This window comes from Salinisphaera sp. PC39 (assembly GCF_040361335.1).
Lineage (GTDB): Bacteria > Pseudomonadota > Gammaproteobacteria > Nevskiales > Salinisphaeraceae > APNM01.
In genome coordinates, this window is record NZ_APNM01000001.1 from 274,611 (window position 1) to 294,387 (window position 19,777).

Genomic DNA, 19,777 nt, shown 5'->3' on the forward strand with positions numbered 1-19,777 from the left:
CAGATTAACGCTGATGAACGCAGATTAAAGCTTGGACTGATTAATCTGCGTCAATCTGTGTAATCCGTGGATCAAACAGGGTTCCTGAGCCAGCACGGCGCTGACCGCGAAGCGCCCCGGTGAACGAAGCGCCGGGTTGAAATGATCTTGGCGGGCATCTGCGGGAAGTCAAATGATCCGCAGATTACGCCGATGACGCAGATTGAAAAGAACATCTCGGAAATCTGTGGCAATCCGTGCAATCCGTGGATCAAACAGGGCTTGGGAGCGGCACCCGGCCATCCGCGAAGCGCCCCCTAGAGCCACCGCCGGAACCGGAAGTACAGGTACATCGCCACGCCCATGACCACCATCGACAGCAGGGCCAGCGGATAGCCGTACCGGTGCGACAGTTCGGGCATGTTCCAGGGGCTGGCCGCGGGGTCGAAGTTCATGCCGTAGATGCCGGCGATGAAGGTCAGGGGCATGAATATGGTGGCGATCAGGGTCAGCATCTTCATGACATCGTTCAGCCGGGCCGAGGACAGCGACAGGTGGGCGTCCAGCAGGCTGCCGGTGGTATCGAGATAGCTCTCCAGGAGATCGCCCACGCGTTGGGCGTGGTCCTCGGCGTCGCGGAAGTAGGGGACGTTCTCCTCGGACAGCAGGGGGTGCTCGGCGCGCAGCCAGTCCGTGACCATCGTGATCAGCCGCCACTGCATCTTGCGCATGCCGATCAGGTCGCGGCGCACGGCGTGGATGGCCGGGACCGGGTCGGCGTGCCTGTCGGCGAAGATGTCCTCCTCGATCGCCTCAAGATCATCGGCGTAGGACTCCAGGACCGGGAAGCCGTGATCCACGACCACGTCGGCCAGACAATAGCCGAGGTAGTCGGGGTCGGCGCGCGCGATCCGGCCCTTGCCCTCCATGATCCGCTGGCGCACCGGGGCGAAGATGTCCTCGGTGCCGGCGTGGAAGCTCAGCAGATAGCCGTCGCCCACGAACAGACTGATCTGCTCGAAGCGCAGGCCGTCGTCGTCGCGCACGGGCCGGGTGAGGATCGCGAACACCTGATCGTCGAAGGGTTCCAGCTTCGGTCGCTGGCCCAGGTGGAGCACGTCCTCGACCGCCAGCGGGTGCAGGTCGAAGGTCTCGCGAACCCGGGCCAGGAGTTCCGGGCCGGGTTCGCCCTGGAAATGCAGCCAGCAGAGGCCGCCGGTCCGGCGGGGCGCCGTCAGGGCGTCGCCGGGATCGTCGTGGCGGGTTTGCACCGGGGCGGTGCCGTCGCCGTAGTCCACGCGGTGCACGCTCAGGGGCAGTTCGCGCGGCGGCGGGGTGTCGGCACTCAGGTCGCCCGGGCGCGCGCCCGGGCGGGGGATGTGGGCGAGGAAATGGCGCAGCATGACGGCCCCTGTCGGGAAGTTTCCAGTCGGCAGTTTCCAGTTTCCGGCGGGGGATCGCCAGTGGTGTCAGGCGCGGGCGGCGCAGTAGAGGTCCACGCGGCGGGCGCCGGCGGCACGCAGGGTGCGGGCCAGCGCCGCGGCGGTGCGGGCGGTGGTGGCAACATCGTCCACGATCGCCACGTGGCGGCCGGCGACTTGCGGGGCGGCGGCGAAGGCGCCGCGCACGTTGGCCGGTCGGCGGGCGGCGGGCAGCTCGGCCTGGCGCGCCGTCGGGCGCACGCGCCGCGCGGCGCGGTGCCAGACCGGCAGGCCGAGGCGCCGGCCGGTCTCCGCCGCGATCTCGGCGGCCTGGTTGTAGCCGCGTTCCCGCCAGCGGCGCGCGTGCAGCGGCACCGGCACCAGGGCCTCGGGTCGATCGGGGCCGGCGGCGACGCGCTCGGCGAGCAGCGCGCCCAGGGTCCGGCCGTGGGTGAGGCGGCGCCGGAACTTGAGCTGCCAGATCATCCAGTCGACCGGGGTGGCGTAGTGCAGGGCGGCGCGGGCGGCCGTGAACGGTGGCGGCCGGCGTGCGCACTCCGGGCAGCGCGACACGCGCGCCGTCGGCGGCAACGCCGCCGCGCAGCGGTCGCAGGCCGCGGTCAATCGCGGCAGGTCGGCCCGGCAGCCGGCGCAGAGATCGAGACCGTCCGCGCCGGCATCATCGCAGAGCACGCAGCGTGCCGGATAGAGGATTGACTGTATATTATTTAACCAGAAGTAAACCATCCCTGGAGACTTCGGTTGACAGCGGCGCCGCGGTCGCCGACATTAATGCGCATTATCGCCCCGCGGGGTGCCCGGAATTCTTGCTTATTGGGGAACCGTTATGCCAGAGCTCGCCGCCAACGACGAGATCCGCCACGACTGGCGACCGGAGGAGGTCGATGCGCTGTTCGCGATGCCGTTCGCGGACCTGATCTTCACCGCGCAACAGATTCATCGCCGGCATTTCGATGCCAACCGCGTCCAGTTGTCGACGCTGCTGTCGGTCAAGACCGGTGCCTGCCCGGAGGACTGCGCCTATTGCCCGCAGAGTATCCGCTACGACACGGGCCTGGAGCGCGAGGAGCTGATGCCGGTCGAACAGGTCCGGGCCGCGGCCCGCAAGGCGAAGGACGCCGGCGCCACCCGGTTCTGCATGGGCGCCGCCTGGCGCCGTCCCAAGGACCGCGACCTGCAGCGCGTGATCGACATGGTCAAGGCGGTGCGCGCCGAGGGTCTGGAGACCTGCGTCACCGCGGGCATGCTGGAAGCGCGCCAGGCCGAGGCCCTGGCGGAGGCCGGCCTCGACTACTACAACCACAATCTGGACACCTCCGAGTCCTACTACAAGGAAATCATCACCACCCGGACCTACCAGGACCGGCTGGAGACCCTGGAGGCGGTGCGCGACGCCGGCCTGAATGTCTGCTGCGGCGGTATCGTCGGCATGGGCGAGGCGCCGGCGGACCGGCACGAGCTGCTGCGCACCCTGGCGAACCTGCCCGAGCATCCGCAAAGCGTGCCCATCAACAACTTCGTGCAGGTCGAGGGCACGCCGCTGTCGGGCGTCGAACCGATCGATCCGCTGGATTTCGTGCGCACCATCGCCGTGGCCCGGATCATGATGCCGGCCTCCTACGTGCGCCTGTCCGCGGGCCGCGAGGAGATGGGCGAGTCGATCCAGGCCCTGTGCTTCCTGGCCGGCGCCAACTCGATCTTCTACGGCGAGAAGCTGCTGACCACCGCCAACCCCGAGCACCTGAACGACCTGGCGATGTTCGAGAAGCTCGGCATCCAGCCCGAGGCGCAGCCCAAGTACACGGAGCTGCCCGAGGTCGAGACGGCGGGCTGCTGCGGCGGCTGTGGCTGCGGCGCGCCCCAGGAATCCGCCGAGGAGCGGGAGCCGGCGCGCGCCGCCGTTTCCTGAGGCCGACGTGGACGGCGGCGGCCTGCGCCGGACCCTGCGCGAGCGGCTGGCGCGCGTCCGCGCCCGCGACCTGTACCGCCGTCGGCGCCGTATCGAGGGCGCCCACGGCGTGCGGGTCCGGGTGGACGGACGCGACTGCGTCAACTTCTGCAGCAACGACTATCTCGGGCTCGCCGCCCATCCGGCCCTGGCCGGCGCCATGCGCCGCGCGGCCGGCGAGCTGGGCGTGGGCTCGGGCGCCTCGCAACTGGTCACCGGACACAACCGGGAGCACGCGGCCCTGGAGGAAGAACTGGCCGATTACGTCGGTCGCGAGGCGGCGTTGCTGTTCGCTACCGGGTATGCCGCCAACATGGGCACGATCGCGGCGCTCATGGAGCGTGGCGACACGATCGTGTCGGATGCCCTCAACCACGCTTCCCTGATCGACGGCACCCGGCTGTCCGGCGCCGACAAGGCCATCTATGCCCACGCCGATGCGGCGGATGCCGCCACGCGGCTGGACGCGGCCGGAGGCAACCGGTTGCTGCTGACCGATGCCGTATTCTCCATGGACGGCGACCGCGCGCCGCTGGCCGCGCTCGCCGATGCCGCCGACGAGCGCGGCGCCTGGCTCATGGTCGACGACGCCCACGGCTTCGGCGTGCTCGGGCCGGACGGTGCCGGCACGGTGCCGGCGGCGGGCCTGGGCAGCGACCGCGTGCCGGTGCTGGTGGGCACCCTGGGCAAGTCCCTGGGCGCCGCGGGCGCCTTCGTGGCCGGCGACGCCGAGTTGATCGACTATCTGGTGCAAGCCGCGCGTACGCTGATCTTCTCGACGGCCCCGCCGCCCGCGGTCGCGGCGGCGGCGCGCGAGGGCCTGCGGCTGGCCCGCACGGACGCCGCCCGGCGCGAGCACCTGTTCGCGTTGCTGGCGCGCTTCCGGCGCGGCGCGCGCGAACTGGGCCTGCCGATCGCCGAGTCCGACACGCCCATCCAGCCGCTGATCCTGGGCGCCGAGCAGGCCGCCCTGGCCGCCAGCGACGCCCTGCTGGCGCGCGGTTACCTGGTGGCCGCGATCCGGCCGCCGACCGTGCCCGCGGGCACCGCCCGGCTGCGCATCACCCTCACCGCGGGGCACTGCGAGGCCGACGTGGACGGCCTGCTCGACGCCCTGGCCGATGCCGTCGCGCCGCGGCCGGCCGCGGCGCTCTCCTGATTCCCGGCCGATGCCCCTCGCCGTGAGCCGCAGCGGGCGCGGCGCGGACCTGGTCTGCGCCCATGGCTGGGGGTTGTCCGGCGCGGTGTGGGAACCGCTGGCCGAGCGCATCGGCGACCGGGTGCGGGTGCATGCGGCGGACCTGCCCGGCCACGGGGCCACGCCGGCCGGCGCCGTCGGCCTCAACAACTGGACCGACGAGTTGGTCGCGGCGGCGCCGGACAAGGCGGTGTACCTGGGCTGGTCGCTGGGCGGCCTGCTTTGCCTGAACGCCGCGCGCCGGCATCCCGATCGCGTGGCCGGCCTGATCCTGGTCGCGACCCTGCCGCGCATGCTGCGCGCGGGCGACTGGCCCTACGGCATGCGCGCCTCGGCGGTGGCCGAGACGGCGCGCGGACTGCGCGAGGATTACGTCACCACGCTCCAGGAGTTCCTGATGCTCCAGGTGCTGGCGGAGCCGGGCGCGCGCCACCTGATCCGGCGCCTGCGCAACGACCTGCTGTCGCGGCCGCCGGCCCGCGAGGGCCTGGAGCGCGGACTGGACATCCTGCACGAGGCCGATCTCCGGTCCGCCTTGCCGTCGATCGACGTGCCGGCCCTGGTGATCGCCGGCGAACGCGACCGCATGTGCCACCCCGAGGGCATGGCCCGGATGGCGGAGGCGCTGCCGCGGGGCGAACTCTGGCGCGTCGAACGCGCGGCGCACGCGCCGTTCCTGTCGCACGAGCGCGACTTCGCCGAGCGCGTGGCCGGTTTCGTGGCGGACGTCCAGAAAGACGCTAACCACAGAGGCACAGAGGGCACAGGGAAGAAAAGCGGCTAAGAGGTATTAACCACAGAGGCACAGGGGCACAGAGAGGGACAATGTTTTTGATGACAGCAAGGCAACATGCGATTCAGATGTGGGCAAAACCATGCTCTGGGCATCGAGCCTTTTATTGTGTTGCTTTCGAGATCGCCACTCTGTGCCTCTGTGTCTCTGTGGTTAGTCATCGATGAAGACGGTTTTCATCGCCGGTACCGATACCGAGATCGGCAAGACGCACGTGGCCTGCGGCCTGGTGCGCGCGGCCGCCGCGGCGGGCCTGCGGGTGGCGCCGTTCAAGCCGGTGGCGGCCGGCTGCGAGGACACCGCCGCGGGCCGGCGCAATGAGGATGCCGAGGCGCTGATCGCGGCCTCGGGGCGGGACTGGGATTACGCCACGGTCAATCCCTACGCATTGCGCGATCCGATCGCGCCGCACCTGGCGGCGGCGGACGAGGGCGTCACGGTCGATCCCGCGCGCATCGCGGCCTGTCATGCGGCCCTGGCCGCGGAGGCGGACCTGGTGGTGATCGAGGGCGCCGGTGGCTGGACGGTGCCCCTGGGGCCGGCCCTCGATTTCCCGGCCCTGGTGGCGGAGCGCGCCTGGCCGGTCCTGCTCGTGGTGGGTATGCGCCTGGGGTGCCTGAACCATGCCCGGCTGTCGGCCGAGTCGATCGCGCGCGCCGCGCCGCTGCTGGGTTGGGTCGCGAACTGCCTGCCGCCGCGCCAGCCGCGATTGTCGGACAATATCGCCAGCCTGGAGGCGTGGCTGGGGGCGCCGCCGCTGGCCGTGTTCGACGATGATGGCGGGATGGCGCAACCCTTTGATCTGGATACGCTCCTGAGGCGTATATCAGGGTGACGCCGCCGCCCGGGAACGGATGCCGGCCGGCGCCCGACGGGAGTCCCGGGCGGCCCGTCGGTTTGCCAGGCTTCCTGGCCTTCGCATAAAATCCGGCCGGGCGAGGGGGCGGCACGACGGTCGTCCCAAGGAGATGCACGGGTGTCCGACGAACAGGCACCGAACGGGACGGAGAAACGTCTCGTCATCCGCCCCAACGCGTCGCTCACGCCGCGTTGGGCGGCGGCTTTCCTGGCCTCGATGTGTGCCGTTTCGTTCGGGATCGCGGGGCTGCTCACCTGGCACGGCTTCTGGGTGGTGCTGCCGTTCGCGGGACTGGAGATGCTCGCCCTGGCCGCGGGGCTCTGGTGGAGCATGCGCGGCAATAGCTATCGTGAAGTGGTGTCGGTGGACGACGAGTATGTCCGCGTGGAGGCGGGACACCGGCGCCCGGAGCGCCGCTGGATATTCCAGCGCGCTTGGTTGCAGGTCCGGCTCGAATCGGGGCCGAACCGCAACAGCCCGACGCGGCTGCTGATGACCAGCAGCGGGCGCGGGTGCGAGCTGGGCCGCTGCCTCACCGACGACGAGCGGGAAGAGGTGGCCGCGCGGCTGCGTCGCTGGGTACGCCCCGACGCCGGGCGCGTTTGAACCGTTACGCAATCTAGAGAGTACGCATGGCCGAGAACAAGACAGAGATGCCGCGCAGACCGACCCTGCGGACCGTCATGGCCGCGACGGCGGGGCTGCTGGCGGCGGCGCCGGCGCGGGCGGCGTGGGAACTGAACATGCCGCAGGGCGTGACCGCGATCAGCCGCGAGGTCTACGACCTGCACATGCTGATCTTCTGGATTTGCGTGGTCATCGGTGTCGGCGTGTTCGGCGTGATGATCTACTCCATCTACGCCCACCGGAAATCGCGCGGCGCCAAGGCGGCCCAGTTCCACGAGTCGACCACGGTGGAGATCGTGTGGACCGTGCTGCCGTTCCTGGTGCTGATCGGCATGGCCATCCCGGCCGCCGGCACGCTGATCCGCATGGAGGACACCCGCAATTCCGACCTCACGATCAAGGTCACCGGCTACCAGTGGCTCTGGCAGTACGAGTACCTGGATCACGACGTCAGTTTCTTCAGCCGGCTCGACAACCTGAGCAATCAGGTCCGGCAACTCGATTCCGGCATGCAGCCCTCCTCGGTCGAGAACTACCTGCTGGACGTCGACAACCGCGTCGTGGTGCCGGTGGACAAGAAAGTCCGGATACTGCTCACCTCCAACGACGTGATCCACGCCTGGTGGGTGCCGGAGCTGGGCGGCAAGAAGGACGCCATCCCCGGCTACATCAACGAGATGTGGTTCCGCGCCGAGGAGACCGGCGTGTACCGCGGTCAGTGCGCCGAGCTCTGCGGTCGCGGTCACGGCTTCATGCCGATCGTGGTCGAGGTCGTGTCCCAGGAGGAGTTCCAGGCCTGGGTGGCCGAGCAGGGCGGCGCGTTGCCGGCCGACGCCCGGCAGGTGGCGGACGCCTCCGGCGCCGCCGATGCCGGAACCGCCACCGATGCGGGGACGGCCGAGACGGAGGCACCCGCCGGCGAGCCGGCCGATGCGAAGGCGGAGGCCGAATCCGCCGCGGCGCCCGCCGAGCTGTCCAAGGACGAGCTGATGAGCCAGGGTGAGCAGGTCTACAAGGCGCAGTGCGCCGCCTGCCACCAGGCCGACGGCTCCGGCATGGCGGCGGCCGGCTTCCCGGCGATGAAGGGCAGTGCGGTCGCCACCGGCGATGTCGCCGTCCACATCGATCAGGTGCTGAACGGCAAGAACGCCATGCCGCCGTATCGCAACACGCTGTCGGATACCGAGATCGCCGCCGTGGTGACCTACGAGCGCAACGCGTTCGGCAACGACACCGGCGACGTGATCCAGCCCGCCGACATCGCGGCCAAGCGCTGAGCCGCCGGCCGGCAACGAGGATTCAGGAGTAGCAAACGATGAGCACCGTCAATCCCGCCGATACGCACCATGACGATCACCACCACCACGGGCCGGTCACCCTGAAGGACGGGTTCTTCAAGTGGTGCATGCGCTGGATCAGCACCACGAATCACAAGGACCTGGGCACCCTGTACCTGGTGTTCTCGTTCACGATGCTGTTCATCGGCGGCCTGATGTCGCTGGTGATCCGGGCCGAGCTGTTCGCGCCCGGCATCCAGTACGTGGATCCCGAGTTCTACAACCAGATGATCACCCTGCACGCGCTGGTGATGATCTTCGGCGGCATCATGCCGGGCTTCGTCGGGCTGGCGAACTGGATGGTGCCGATGATGATCGGCTGCTCCGACCTGGCGCTGCCGCGCGTGAACAACTGGGGTTTCTGGATCCTGCCGTTCGCGTTCACGCTGCTGCTGTCGACCCTGTTCATCGACTCCGGCGCGCCGGCGGCGGGCTGGACCATGTATCCGCCGCTGGTGCTGCAGTCCGGCGACTCGCTGCCGTTGATGATCCTGGCCATCCACATGATGGGCGTGTCGTCGATCACGGGCGCCATCAACGTGGTGGTCACCATCCTGAACATGCGCGCGCCGGGCATGACCCTGCTCAAGATGCCGCTGTTCGTGTGGACCTGGCTGATCACCGCCTACCTGCTGATCGCGGTGATGCCGGTCCTGGCGGGTGCCGTGACTATGCTGCTCACCGATCGCTACTTCGGCACGTCGTTCTTCTCGGCGGCCGGCGGCGGCGACCCGGTGATGTACCAGCACATCTTCTGGTTCTTCGGGCATCCCGAGGTCTACATCATGATCCTGCCGGCGTTCGGGATTATCTCCATGATCATCCCGACGTTCGCGCGCAAGCCGCTGTTCGGCTATGACTCCATGGTGTACGCCACCGCGTCGATCGCGTTCCTGTCGTTCATCGTCTGGGCCCACCACATGTTCACCGTGGGCATGCCGGTGGCCGGCGAGCTGTTCTTCATGTTCTCCACCATGCTGATCGCCGTGCCCACGGGCGTGAAGGTGTTCAACTGGGTGGCGACCATGTGGCGCGGCTCCATGAGCTTCGAGACCCCCATGCTGTTCGCGCTGGGCTTCGTGTTCCTGTTCACCATCGGCGGCTTCTCCGGCCTGATGCTGGCGATCACGCCGGTGGACTTCCAGTACCACGATTCCTATTTCGTGGTCGCGCACTTCCACTACGTGCTGGTGCCCGGCGCGCTGTTCTCGATCATCGCGGCGATCTACTACTGGATCCCGAAGTGGACCGGCGTGATGTACAACGAGAAGCTCGGCCAGTTCCACTTCTGGTGGAGCACGGTCTGGATCAACGTGCTGTTCTTCCCGCAGCACTTCCTGGGCCTGGCCGGCATGCCGCGCCGGATCCCGGACTACTCGACCCAGTTCGCCGACTTCAACATGGTGTCGTCGGTGGGCGCGTTCATGTTCTTCATCGGTCAGTTCCCGTTCGCCTACAACATGATCCAGTGCATGCGCGGCAAGGGGCAGGCGGCCACCGACCGCGTCTGGGAAGGCGCCCGGGGCCTGGAGTGGACCGTGCCGTCGCCGGCGCCGTATCACACCTTCGAGACCCCGCCGAAGATCGATCCGAAGGAAGTGACCTCGGCGGCGGAGCAGCATGCCTAACGAGCCGAAGAAGCGGAACGTGATCACGGCGCTGGTGCTGCTGGCGGTGGCCATCGGGTTCTATGTCGCGTTCTTCATCGTCATGGGGTCGAAATGACCGACGCCAAGCGCGGTAACCGGCACCTGCTGTTCCAGCTCTCGCTGGCGGTCGTGGCGATGTTCGGCTTCGGCTTCGCGCTGGTGCCGCTCTACGACATGCTCTGCGACATCACCGGCCTCAACGGCAAGAACAGCGCGATGCTGACCGAGGCCGGCGAGATCGACTACGGCGTCGACGAGGCCCGGACCGTGACCGTCCAGTTCGTGACCACGGTCAACGCGGGCATGGCCTGGGGCTTCGAGGCCGTGGAGCGCAAGGTGGAGGTGCATCCCGGCGAGCTGTCGACCGTCGAGTTCCGGGTGCGCAACGACTCCGGCCGCGACATGGTCGGTCAGGCCGTGCCCAGCGTGCGGCCGGCCGATGCCGCGGGCTATCTGCGCAAGACCGAGTGCTTCTGTTTTGACCGGCAGCCCCTGGCGGCCGACGAGAGCCGGGTGATGCCGATGCGCTTCGTGGTCGACCCGGATCTGCCCGAATACGTGGATACCATCAACCTGTCCTATACGTTCTTCGACGCCACCCAACTCGCGTCCCGGTAGAGAGGAAGAAACGCTCATGGCGACCCAGACCGAGCAACACAAGTATTACGTCCCGGAACCGAGCGCCTGGCCGTTCGTGATGACCATTGCCATGTTCACGTTCGCCCTCGGCCTGGCGAGCTGGCTGAACGGCGCCGAGACCGTGGGCCCGTACATCTTCGCGGCCGGGCTCGCGCTGATCCTGGTGATGACCTTCATCTGGTTCCGCGGCGTGATCCGCGAGAACCAGGCCGGGGCCTACGGCCACCAGGAGGAGATGACCTTCCGCTGGGCCATGTCCTGGTTCATCTTCTCCGAGGTGATGTTCTTCGGTGCCTTCTTCGGCGCCCTGTTCTACGCGCGCATGCTGTCGGTGCCGTGGCTGGCCGGCGAGGGCAGCGAGTTCACCACCAACGCTTATCTCTGGGAAGGCTTCGAGGCGGCCTGGCCGACCAATGGCCCGGGCAACGTGGGCGGTACCTTCGATACCATTCCGCCGTGGGGCGTGCCGTTCCTGAACACGATCATCCTGTTGACCTCGGGCGTGACCATCACGATCGCGCACTGGGGGCTCAAGGAGAACAACCGGCTCAAGCTGAATCTTGGGCTGGCGGCCACCGTGGCCCTGGGTGCGATCTTCCTGTTCTTCCAGGCGGAGGAGTACATCCACGCCTACCAGGACCTGAACCTGACCCTGAGTTCGGGCATCTACGGTTCGACCTTCTTCATGCTCACCGGCTTCCACGGCGCGCACGTCACGCTGGGCACGATCATGCTGCTGGTGATCCTGCTGCGCTGTATCGCGGGACATTTCTCGGCCGAGAACCATTTCGGTTTCGAGGCCGTGGCCTGGTATTGGCACTTCGTGGACGTGGTCTGGCTCGGCCTGTTCGTCTTCGTCTACATTTTGTGAGGTGACTCGTGATTCGTGATTGGCGGTCGGCGCTTCCAGCGAATCACCAATCACGAATCACGGCGTGACGCCGTGAGGCTGTATCCAGCCGAAGAGATAGCCCGCCACCAGGAAGGCGATCAGGGCCAGTGACAGGCCGATGCGCAGCGTCAGCGCGCCGACGGTCCGTCGCCGCGAGCCATTGTCCTTGACCAGGAATACCATCCCGGCCAGCAATGCGGCGACGATGCCGAAGAGAAAGGCGACGATGACGGATGTGGTCATATGCGTCTAGGCGCGTTGCGGTTCGACCCGCCCCTGTGGGCGTGGGTGGTGATCGTCCCCGCCCTGGGGCTGCTGTTGTGGCTGGGCACGTGGCAGGTTCAGCGGGGACAGGCCAAGGAACGCATGTTAGCCGAGCGTGCCGCGGCACGCCAAGCCGAGCCGCGGGCCCTGCCCGCCGACGACCCCGCTTCGGCCTACGGCGAGACGGTACGGGTGCGCGGGCGCTATCTGACCGATCGCCAGCTCCTGCTCGACAACCAGGTATGGGAGGATCGGGTCGGCTATCGGGTATGGACGCCGCTGCGGCTCGATGACGGCCGTCTGGTGCTGGTGGATCGGGGCTGGGTCCCGATGGGACGCGACCGATCGAATCCCGCGCAGCCCGAGGCACCGGCGGGGATGGTCACGGCGTACGGCATCTGGCGGGCCCTGCCCGAGCCGGGGCTGCGGCTCGCCGCCCCGGACGCGTGCGCACAGACGGCGTGGCCGCGGGTGTTGAATTACCCCGACCACGGACAGGTGGCCTGTCAGTTCCCCGACGCGACGGTCGCGGACGGTCTGCTGCTCCTGGCCGAGGATGCCGCCGGCGGATTCCCGCGGGACTGGGACGACGCGGGCCTGCCGCCGATGCGCCACTACGGCTATGCGGCCCAGTGGTATGCCCTGGCGCTGGCCTTGCTGGCGCTGTTCTTGGTTCTGAATACGGAAAGAGACAATGCAGGCAAGCACTAAAGCGCGGCTCAAGATCCTGGCCGTGGCATTGTTGTTCATCGGCCCCCTGGCCGCGGCATGGCTGCTCTATACGGCGTTCCCGGGACAGGCGCCGGGTGGCCGCACGCACCACGGCGAACTCAACGAGCCGGCCGTTCCCCTGTCCGGGAAGGGGCTCGAGCCGGCCGCCGGTACGGCCGAACTGCCGGCGTTCGCGGAACAGTGGACCTTCCTGCAGGTCACCGGCGAGCGCTGCGGCGACGCCTGCCAGGACGGATTGGCCACCACCCGGCAGGTGCGGGCTCTGCTGCATCGCCGCTCCACGCGCGTGCAGCGTGTCCTGGTGCTCGCTGACGGCGGTACGGTCCCGCCGATCGAGGACCACCCGGATCTGGCCGTGTACCGCGGCGGTAGGGCACTGCGCGAGACATTGGGCGACCAGGCCCCCGGCACGGTGTTCGTGGTCGATCCGCTGGGTAATTGGGTATTGACCTATCCGGCGCCGGTCGACGCCGACGGCCTGTTCAAGGACATCAAGCACCTGCTGAAGCTGTCACACATAGGGTGACTGGTGATTGGTGATTCGTGATTGGAACGGGACACGAATCATGAATCACGCCTCACGATTCACGGTCGTTTCGCATGAACACTAGCTTTTACCGCATCACCCTGCTCGCCGTGGCCCTGTGTTTCGTGGTGGTCACGGTGGGCGCCTATGTGCGGCTGTCGGACGCCGGGCTCGGCTGTCCCGACTGGCCGGGTTGCTACGGGCACATCGGGGTGCCCGGCCATCGGGAAGCCGTCGACGCCGCCAATCAGGCATTCCCGGAGCGTCCCGTGGAGACCGGCAAGGCCTGGAAGGAGATGGTGCACCGGTATCTGGCGGGTACCCTGGGGCTCCTGATCCTGGCACTGGCGGGCATGGCGTGGCTGCGGCGGGAGACGGTCCGGCAACGGTCCCTGGCCACGCTGCTTCTGGGCGTGGTCGTGTTCCAGGCGGTGCTCGGGATGTGGACCGTCACCCTGCTACTCAAACCGTTGGTGGTCACGGCCCACCTGTTGGGTGGCATGACCGTGTTGGCGCTGTTGCTGCTGATGCTGCTGCGCCAAGGCGGGCATCTGCGGTTGGCGGCGAGCGCTGGCCGCGGCCTGCGCGCGGCGGCGGGCGTGGGTCTGGCGGTCCTGATATGCCAGATATTCCTGGGCGCCTGGACGTCGACGAATTACGCGGCGCTGGCCTGTCCGGATTTTCCGACCTGCCAGCGCGCCTGGTGGCCGGAGACCGATTTCGCCACCGCCTTCACCCTGTGGCACGGGCTCGGCATCAATTACGAGTACGGGATACTCGACAGCGTGCCGCGCGCGACCATCCACCTGACTCATCGCATCGGCGCCCTGGTCACGGCCGTCGTTCTACTCGGGGTGGCCGCCGTCGCGTTCGCCCGCGGTCGCCTCGACGGCCGCTGGCGCCTGCTGGGCGGCCTGCTGGTGGCGGCGTTGTGCCTGCAGATCGCCCTGGGCGTGACGACCGTGGTGGCGCACCTGCCGCTGGCCGTGGCCGTGGCCCACAACGGGGGCGCCGCCCTGTTATTATTGACGGTTATGGCCATCAATCATGCAGCCTGGGCCGGCACCGCGCCGGGGGTGCGGCCGTGAGCGTACGCTCCATCGATCTGGCACGCCCCCTCTCGCGCCGGCTCGCCGACTATTACGAGTTGTGCAAGCCGCGCGTGGTGATGCTTATCGTGTTCACCGCGATCGTGGGCATGTTCCTGGCGACGCCGGGCCTCGTGCCCCTGGGGCCCTCGCTGTTCGGCACCGCCGGTATCGGTCTGATGGCCGCCTCCGCCGCGGCCGTCAACCAGATCCTGGACCGGCAGGCCGACGCCCGCATGGCGCGCACCTGCGGGCGCCCGCTGGTCACCGGCAACCTGGGCATGCCGGAGTCGGTGACCTTCGCCGTCGTCCTCGGCCTGGCCGGCATGGCGATCCTGCACGAGCTGGTGAACCCCCTGACCGCCTGGCTGACGTTGCTCACCCTGGTCGGCTATGCGGGTATCTACACCCTCTACCTGAAGCGGGCCACGCCGCAGAACATCGTGATCGGCGGCGCCGCCGGCGCCGCGCCGCCGGTGCTGGGCTGGAGCGCCGTGACCGGCACCATCGACCCGCACTCCCTGTTGCTGTTCCTGATCGTGTTCATCTGGACGCCGCCGCACTTCTGGGCGCTGGCGATCGAGCGTCACCGCGAGTACGCCGAGGTGGATATCCCGATGCTCCCGGTCACCCACGGCCTGGAATACACCCGCACCCAGGTCCTGCTGTACACGGTATTGCTGGTGGCGGTGAGCGTGCTGCCGTTCGCGGTGGGCATGAGCGGGCCGCTCTACCTGCTGGGAGCACTGGCCCTGGGCGGCTGGTTCCTCTACTACGCCGTGCGCCTGAAGTTCGCGCCCGTGCCGGGCCTCGCGATGCGCACCTTCGGCTACTCCATCATCTACCTGATGGCGATCTTCACGCTGCTGCTGGTCGACCACCACATTCCCGTTCTCTACGGATAACCGGGGAATGAACCACAGAGGCACAGAGGACACAGAGAGAGTAAGAATCTAGAACCAAAAGAATACGAAGGGTGCGAACTTTTTGCCCTTTGGCTTTTGGCCGCTTTCTTGACTCTGTGTGCTCTGTGTCTCTGTGGTTGGCTGGATTTTTATCAGAACGGCCACCAGCCGCCGCTTTCAAGCTCCTCGCGGCAGCCGCGCAACTGGCCGCCGTAGCGCTCGGCGCGGGCCTGTACGCGATTGGCGACACGCTTGAGCCAGGTCTTGCCGGCATAGGTGCCGCGTTCGAAGCCGGTCTGACCCTCGTGGTACGCGAGGTATTGGCTGTAGGCGTCCCACTTGGAGATGCCCAGCATCCGGTTCGAGACGTTGGCGTACCAGGCCACGAAGTCGGCGGCGTCGCCGAAGTCGTCGCGCGAGGCCCAGCCGTTGCCGGATTCGCGCTTGTACCAGTCCCAGGTCGAATCCAGGGCCTGCGTATAGCCGTAGGCGGAGGAACTGCGGGTCCAGGGGATCACCCAGAGAAGGCGGTTGCGCGGCGGCTTGGCCTTGCCGTGGAAACTGGATTCCTGGTGGATGATGGCGAGCTGGACCTGGATCGGCGTGCCCCAGCGGTCCGCCGCGGCCTTGGCCTCTTCGTACCAGCCGTCCTTCTCGCGGAAGATCTCGCAGATATCGCTGGTTTCCTCGGGGGGTGCGGTGGCGGCGCAGGCCGATAGCAACGCGGCCGCGGCGAGCGGCCACAGGCGGCGGGCGAGGCCCCGGACCGGCATGCTCATATCGACGGCCCCGCTGGTTTCTTAGTCCAAAAAATCATAAAAGAATAATCAGCAATACGTTTTCAACATATCCGAATGCCGCTATCCTAGCGCCCGTCGTTGCAGAGGCCGGGTTCTGCGGCCCCCGAACCCCCATTATATGAATGTTGCCATGAAGGCCATGCCGATCGCCGAACATACCAGTCCGCTGAGCGCCGAGCAGGCGGAGCAACTCAATCGCCTGATCGAGTCGCTCACGCCGATGCAGGTTACCTGGATCAGCGGCTATCTCGCGGGCATCAACGCCTCGATGGCCGAGGGCGCGGTACAGCAGCCGCAGCCGGCCCAACCGGCGGCGCAGGCGGGCGAGTCCGCCAGGCTCACCGTGCTCTACGGCTCCCAGACCGGCAACGCCGAGGGCGTGGCCGAGGACCTGGCGGCCAAGGCCGAGTCCCGCGGTCTCGCGGTGACCCTGGTGGACATGGCCGATTACAAGCCCAAGGACCTGAAGAAGGAGACCAACCTCGTGGTGCTGGTCTCCACCCACGGCGAGGGCGATCCGCCCGACAACGCCGAGGAACTGCACGAGTTCATCTACGGCAAGAAGGCGCCCAAGCTGGAGGGGCTGAAGTATTCCGTGCTCGCCCTGGGCGACACCAGCTACGAGCATTTCTGCCAGACCGGCAAGGATTTCGACGCCCAACTCGCACAGCTCGGCGCCGAGCGCGTTCACGAGCGCGTGGATTGCGACGTGGATTACGACGAGGCCGCCGAGGGCTGGGTCGACGCGGTGGTCGAGGTCTTCGGCAAGGAAGTCGAGGAAAGCGCGACCGCGCATCCGACCGTCACGCCCATGCCGGGGGCCGGCGCGCCGGCGGGCGGGGACAAGGACCCGTACACCCGCAAGAACCCCTTCCGAGCCGAGCTGTTGAACAATATCGTGCTCAACGGCCGCGGTTCCGAGAAGGAGGTGCGCCACATCGAGCTGGACACCGAAGACTCCGGCATGAGCTGGGAGCCGGGCGACTCGCTCGGCATCCTGCCGGAGAACGATCCCGCGGTGGTCGACGAGCTGATCGGTACCCTGGACCTGAGCCCGGACGAAACGGTGACCGGTCTGGACGGGGAGGTGCCGCTGCACGAGGCCCTGACCCGACAGTACGAGATCACCACCCTGACGCGGCCCTTCATCGAGAAATACGCCCATCTGGCGGAGTCCTCGAAGTTGGACAAGCTGCTCGCCGACGACGCCCGCGACGAACTTCTGGCCTACATGGACGGCCGCCATATCGTGGATCTGGTCGAGGACTTCCCGGTCAAGGGCCTGGCCGGCGCCGACTTTGTGCGCCTGCTGCGCAAGTTGCCGCCGCGCCTGTATTCGATCGCGTCGAGTCACAGCGCCAATCCCGACGAGGTTCACCTGACGGTGGCCGCGGTGCGTTACGAGACCCACGGCCGCAGCCGCGGCGGCGTGGCCTCGACGCAGCTCGCCGACCGCGTGGGCGAGGACGGCAGCGTGCCGGTGTACATCGACCGCAACAAGAACTTCAAGTTGCCGTCGGACCCGGACGCGCCCATCATCATGGTGGGGCCGGGCACCGGCGTGGCACCGTTCCGTGCCTTCCTGGAGGAGCGCGAGGAGATCGGCGCCGGCGGCAAGAACTGGCTGTTCTTCGGCGCCCAGCATTTCCTGACCGATTTCTATTACCAGACCGACTGGCTGCGCTGGCGCAAGGACGGTCTGCTGTCGCGTATCGACGTGGCGTTCTCCCGCGACCAGGCGGAGAAAAAGTATGTCCAGCACCGGCTGCGCGAGCGTGCCGCCGATGTGTACGCCTGGCTGGAGGAGGGCGCCTACTTCTACGTGTGCGGCGACGCCAATGCCATGGCGCACGACGTGCACGAGGCCCTGACCGACATCGTCGCCGATCAGGGCGGGCTGGACGCCGATGCCGCCGCCGACTACGTCAAGCGGTTGCAGAAGGAGAAGCGCTACCAGCGCGACGTGTATTGAATGTCAGTTTCCGGTTTCCAGATGGCGGTTCCCCGAGAAGCGGAAACCGCTTGCTCGACCATGCCGCGTCGGAAACCGGAAACCGCTAACCGGAAACTTTGCTAACCATGCCCGAGATCAAGCCGGAACACTCCGAGGTCGAGCACATCAAGGAGCGCAGCAATTACCTGCGCGGGACCATCGCCGAGGGTCTGGCCGATGAGATCACCGGCGCCCTGGCGGATGCCGACACGCAGTTGACCAAGTTCCACGGTTTCTACCAGCAGGACGACCGTGATCTGCGTTCCGAGCGCAAGCACCAGAAGCTGGAACCGCACTACCAGTTCATGGTGCGGCTGCGCCTGCCCGGCGGCGTGATCACGCCGGACCAGTGGCTCGCGCTCGACGAGATATCGCGCCAGTACGCCAACGGCACCCTGCGCCTGACCACCCGTCAGACCTTCCAGTTCCACGGCGTGCTCAAGAGGAATCTCAAGCCGCTGCTGCAGGCGGTGGACCGGGCGGGCCTGGATGCCAAGGGCGGCTGCGGGGACGTCAACCGCAACGTGGTGGCCAATACCAACCCCCACCGTTCGGCGTTGCACGCCGAGGTCCACGAATGGTCCAAGCGCATCAGCGAGCACCTGATGTGGCGCTCGCACGCCTACGACGAGATGTGGCTGGACGCGCCGCCGTCGGACGAGCCGGACGCCGAGCCGATCTACGGCAAGACCTACATGCCGCGCAAGTTCAAGATCGCGATCGCGATCCCGCCGGAGAACGACAGCGACGTCTTCGCCAACGACATCGGCCTGATCGCGATCGTGGAGGACGGTGAGCTGGTCGGCTTCAACGTCGCCGCCGGCGGCGGCATGGGCGCGACCTACGGCGAGCCCGCCACCTACCCGCGGCTGGGCACCGTGATCGGCTTCTGCACCCCCGACCAGACGCTGGACGTGGTCGAGAAGCTGGTGACCATCCAGCGCGACTACGGCGACCGGGTGGAGCGCAAGCACGCCCGCTTCAAGTACACCATCGACGATCGCGGCGTGGACTGGCTGACGTCCGAGCTGGTGAAGCGCACGGGCTTCGAGCTCGGCGAAGCCCGCCCCTACGAGTTCCACGGCAACGGCGACCGCTTCGGCTGGGTCGAGGGCGACGACGGCGACTGGCACCTGACGCTGTTCATCGAGAACGGCCGCATCGCCGACTTCGAGGACTACAAGTTGGCCGAGGCGATGCGCGAGCTGGCCCGGGTCCACGAGGGCGAGATCCGCGTGACCTGCAACCAGAACCTGGTGATCGCCAAGGTCAAGCCCGAGGCCAGGGACGCCATCCAGCAGGTGGTCGACAAGTACGACCTGGACAACGGCGAGCGCAACACCGCCCTGCGGCGCGCGTCCATGGCCTGCGTGGCCTTCCCCACCTGCGCCCTGGCGATGGCCGAGAGCGAGCGCTACCTGCCGTCGCTGATCGACAAGCTGGACGACGTCATGCGCGAGGCCGGCCTGGCGGACGATCCCATCGTGATCCGCATGACCGGCTGCCCCAACGGCTGCGCGCGCCCCTACCTGGGCGAGATCGCGTTCACCGGCAAGGCGCCGGGCAAGTACAACGTCTACCTGGGCGCTTCGTTCACCGGCGACCGCCTGAACAAGCTGTATCGCGAGAACATCGACGAGGACGAGATCCTGGCCGAGCTCACGCCCATGATCCACCGCTACGCCGAGGAGCGCGAGGACGGCGAGCGTTTCGGGGATTTCGTGGTGCGCGCCGGCATCGTCAAGGCCACCCGCGAGGGCCGCGATTTCCACGACGACGTCGGCCCCGCCCTCTGAATAGTCCTAACCACAGAGTCACAAAGGCACAGAGGCTATTGAATCGTTCGCCAAAGACCCGAAATCCATTCCGGGATTTGGTACGCGCCGATCGGCCCGTTTCTGTCAGGCGCTTCGCGGCCTGCGGCCGCGGGCCGGACATCCCTGGCCTGCGTCATTGATCCGCATGCGTCGTTTGTTCGATGGGCGGATCGATGAACAAGGTAAACAGCCAAGAAGGGATTCCCCGTTCTCCCTTGCCCGCGGGAGAGAGCCTGGACATGGAGGATAGGGCGTTCGCGTTTCACGCCCTGTGTTAATGCTGCAAAGT

At 67.6% G+C, this 19,777-nt stretch carries 19 protein-coding genes; 15 read left to right on the forward strand and 4 right to left on the reverse strand.

The window, feature by feature from the left end; genetic code table 11:
* Positions 1 to 296: 296 nt before the first annotated feature.
* Positions 297 to 1,382 carry a magnesium/cobalt transporter CorA gene (corA, locus tag PC39_RS01310; protein WP_353251553.1) on the reverse strand — a complete coding sequence of 362 codons (1,086 nt, stop codon included), beginning with the start codon at positions 1,380 to 1,382 and terminating at the stop codon, positions 297 to 299.
* Between the two features lie 66 nt (positions 1,383 to 1,448).
* Positions 1,449 to 2,147, reverse strand: coding sequence for a double zinc ribbon domain-containing protein (locus PC39_RS01315; protein WP_353251554.1), 699 nt, complete (start codon positions 2,145 to 2,147; stop codon positions 1,449 to 1,451).
* 100 nt (positions 2,148 to 2,247) lie between these two features.
* Between PC39_RS01315 and bioB the strand changes: the two genes are divergently transcribed.
* The 9 genes from bioB to PC39_RS01360 all read left to right on the forward strand — a co-directional run bounded on the left by bioB (position 2,248) and on the right by PC39_RS01360 (position 11,342).
* Positions 2,248 to 3,330: a biotin synthase BioB gene (gene bioB / locus PC39_RS01320; RefSeq protein WP_353251555.1), complete on the forward strand. Its 1,083-nt coding sequence runs from the start codon at positions 2,248 to 2,250 to the stop codon at positions 3,328 to 3,330.
* A gap of 7 nt (positions 3,331 to 3,337) precedes the next feature.
* Positions 3,338 to 4,528 carry an 8-amino-7-oxononanoate synthase gene (gene bioF, locus PC39_RS01325; protein WP_353251556.1) on the forward strand — a complete coding sequence of 397 codons (1,191 nt, stop codon included), beginning with the start codon at positions 3,338 to 3,340 and terminating at the stop codon, positions 4,526 to 4,528.
* 10 nt (positions 4,529 to 4,538) lie between these two features.
* Positions 4,539 to 5,351: a pimeloyl-ACP methyl ester esterase BioH gene (bioH, locus tag PC39_RS01330; protein ID WP_353251557.1), complete on the forward strand. Its 813-nt coding sequence runs from the start codon at positions 4,539 to 4,541 to the stop codon at positions 5,349 to 5,351.
* Positions 5,352 to 5,523: 172 nt separating this feature from the next.
* On the forward strand, positions 5,524 to 6,195 hold the full coding sequence (gene bioD, locus PC39_RS01335; protein ID WP_353251558.1) for a dethiobiotin synthase: 672 nt from the start codon (positions 5,524 to 5,526) through the stop codon (positions 6,193 to 6,195).
* Positions 6,196 to 6,336: 141 nt separating this feature from the next.
* Entirely contained in the window at positions 6,337 to 6,825 is a 489-nt protein-coding gene (locus tag PC39_RS01340; protein WP_353251559.1) for a DUF2244 domain-containing protein, read from the forward strand.
* A gap of 26 nt (positions 6,826 to 6,851) precedes the next feature.
* Positions 6,852 to 8,123 carry a cytochrome c oxidase subunit II gene (gene coxB / locus PC39_RS01345; protein ID WP_353251560.1) on the forward strand — a complete coding sequence of 424 codons (1,272 nt, stop codon included), beginning with the start codon at positions 6,852 to 6,854 and terminating at the stop codon, positions 8,121 to 8,123.
* A gap of 38 nt (positions 8,124 to 8,161) precedes the next feature.
* Positions 8,162 to 9,811: a cytochrome c oxidase subunit I gene (gene ctaD / locus PC39_RS01350; protein WP_353251561.1), complete on the forward strand. Its 1,650-nt coding sequence runs from the start codon at positions 8,162 to 8,164 to the stop codon at positions 9,809 to 9,811.
* 93 nt (positions 9,812 to 9,904) lie between these two features.
* Positions 9,905 to 10,450 carry a cytochrome c oxidase assembly protein gene (locus PC39_RS01355; RefSeq protein WP_353251562.1) on the forward strand — a complete coding sequence of 182 codons (546 nt, stop codon included), beginning with the start codon at positions 9,905 to 9,907 and terminating at the stop codon, positions 10,448 to 10,450.
* A 16-nt stretch (positions 10,451 to 10,466) separates the two neighbouring features.
* Entirely contained in the window at positions 10,467 to 11,342 is an 876-nt protein-coding gene (locus PC39_RS01360; protein WP_353251563.1) for a cytochrome c oxidase subunit 3, read from the forward strand.
* 57 nt (positions 11,343 to 11,399) lie between these two features.
* Here PC39_RS01360 and PC39_RS01365 read toward each other — a convergent pair whose 3' ends face one another.
* Positions 11,400 to 11,606, reverse strand: coding sequence for a twin transmembrane helix small protein (locus tag PC39_RS01365; protein ID WP_353251564.1), 207 nt, complete (start codon positions 11,604 to 11,606; stop codon positions 11,400 to 11,402).
* Between PC39_RS01365 and PC39_RS01370 the strand changes: the two genes are divergently transcribed.
* The 4 genes from PC39_RS01370 (at position 11,607) to cyoE (ending at position 14,878) form a co-directional block, all read left to right on the forward strand.
* Complete coding sequence (locus PC39_RS01370) at positions 11,607 to 12,338, forward strand: SURF1 family protein (RefSeq protein ID WP_353251565.1); 732 nt, start codon at positions 11,607 to 11,609, stop codon at positions 12,336 to 12,338.
* Positions 12,322 to 12,885, forward strand: coding sequence for a redox-active disulfide-containing membrane protein (locus PC39_RS01375; RefSeq protein WP_353251566.1), 564 nt, complete (start codon positions 12,322 to 12,324; stop codon positions 12,883 to 12,885). Before PC39_RS01370 ends, PC39_RS01375 begins: the two co-directional genes overlap by 17 nt.
* A gap of 74 nt (positions 12,886 to 12,959) precedes the next feature.
* Positions 12,960 to 13,973, forward strand: a complete 1,014-nt coding sequence (locus tag PC39_RS01380) for a COX15/CtaA family protein (protein ID WP_353251567.1) — start codon at positions 12,960 to 12,962, stop codon at positions 13,971 to 13,973.
* Positions 13,970 to 14,878: a heme o synthase gene (cyoE, locus tag PC39_RS01385; RefSeq protein WP_353251568.1), complete on the forward strand. Its 909-nt coding sequence runs from the start codon at positions 13,970 to 13,972 to the stop codon at positions 14,876 to 14,878. Before PC39_RS01380 ends, cyoE begins: the two co-directional genes overlap by 4 nt.
* 152 nt (positions 14,879 to 15,030) lie before the next feature.
* Here cyoE and PC39_RS01390 read toward each other — a convergent pair whose 3' ends face one another.
* Entirely contained in the window at positions 15,031 to 15,657 is a 627-nt protein-coding gene (locus PC39_RS01390) for a transglycosylase SLT domain-containing protein (protein ID WP_353251569.1), read from the reverse strand.
* Between the two features lie 160 nt (positions 15,658 to 15,817).
* Here PC39_RS01390 and PC39_RS01395 point away from each other — a divergent pair, with 160 nt between their 5' ends.
* Positions 15,818 to 17,650: an assimilatory sulfite reductase (NADPH) flavoprotein subunit gene (locus tag PC39_RS01395; protein ID WP_502950836.1), complete on the forward strand. Its 1,833-nt coding sequence runs from the start codon at positions 15,818 to 15,820 to the stop codon at positions 17,648 to 17,650.
* 107 nt (positions 17,651 to 17,757) lie between these two features.
* Positions 17,758 to 19,467: an assimilatory sulfite reductase (NADPH) hemoprotein subunit gene (gene cysI, locus PC39_RS01400; RefSeq protein WP_353251571.1), complete on the forward strand. Its 1,710-nt coding sequence runs from the start codon at positions 17,758 to 17,760 to the stop codon at positions 19,465 to 19,467.
* Positions 19,468 to 19,777: the final 310 nt, after the last annotated feature.

Bases quoted from the DNA above. Each gene is read 5' to 3' on its own strand.
- corA (WP_353251553.1), bottom strand. From the start codon at position 1,382: ATGCTGCGCCATTTCCTCGCCCACATCCCCCGCCCGGGCGCGCGCCCG.
- PC39_RS01315 (WP_353251554.1), bottom strand. From the start codon at position 2,147: ATGGTTTACTTCTGGTTAAATAATATACAGTCAATCCTCTATCCGGCA.
- bioB (WP_353251555.1), top strand. From the start codon at position 2,248: ATGCCAGAGCTCGCCGCCAACGACGAGATCCGCCACGACTGGCGACCG.
- bioH (WP_353251557.1), top strand. From the start codon at position 4,539: ATGCCCCTCGCCGTGAGCCGCAGCGGGCGCGGCGCGGACCTGGTCTGC.
- bioD (WP_353251558.1), top strand. From the start codon at position 5,524: ATGAAGACGGTTTTCATCGCCGGTACCGATACCGAGATCGGCAAGACG.
- coxB (WP_353251560.1), top strand. From the start codon at position 6,852: ATGGCCGAGAACAAGACAGAGATGCCGCGCAGACCGACCCTGCGGACC.
- ctaD (WP_353251561.1), top strand. From the start codon at position 8,162: ATGAGCACCGTCAATCCCGCCGATACGCACCATGACGATCACCACCAC.
- PC39_RS01355 (WP_353251562.1), top strand. From the start codon at position 9,905: ATGACCGACGCCAAGCGCGGTAACCGGCACCTGCTGTTCCAGCTCTCG.
- PC39_RS01360 (WP_353251563.1), top strand. From the start codon at position 10,467: ATGGCGACCCAGACCGAGCAACACAAGTATTACGTCCCGGAACCGAGC.
- PC39_RS01365 (WP_353251564.1), bottom strand. From the start codon at position 11,606: ATGACCACATCCGTCATCGTCGCCTTTCTCTTCGGCATCGTCGCCGCA.
- PC39_RS01370 (WP_353251565.1), top strand. From the start codon at position 11,607: ATGCGTCTAGGCGCGTTGCGGTTCGACCCGCCCCTGTGGGCGTGGGTG.
- PC39_RS01375 (WP_353251566.1), top strand. From the start codon at position 12,322: ATGCAGGCAAGCACTAAAGCGCGGCTCAAGATCCTGGCCGTGGCATTG.
- PC39_RS01380 (WP_353251567.1), top strand. From the start codon at position 12,960: ATGAACACTAGCTTTTACCGCATCACCCTGCTCGCCGTGGCCCTGTGT.
- PC39_RS01390 (WP_353251569.1), bottom strand. From the start codon at position 15,657: ATGAGCATGCCGGTCCGGGGCCTCGCCCGCCGCCTGTGGCCGCTCGCC.
- PC39_RS01395 (WP_502950836.1), top strand. From the start codon at position 15,818: ATGCCGATCGCCGAACATACCAGTCCGCTGAGCGCCGAGCAGGCGGAG.
- cysI (WP_353251571.1), top strand. From the start codon at position 17,758: ATGCCCGAGATCAAGCCGGAACACTCCGAGGTCGAGCACATCAAGGAG.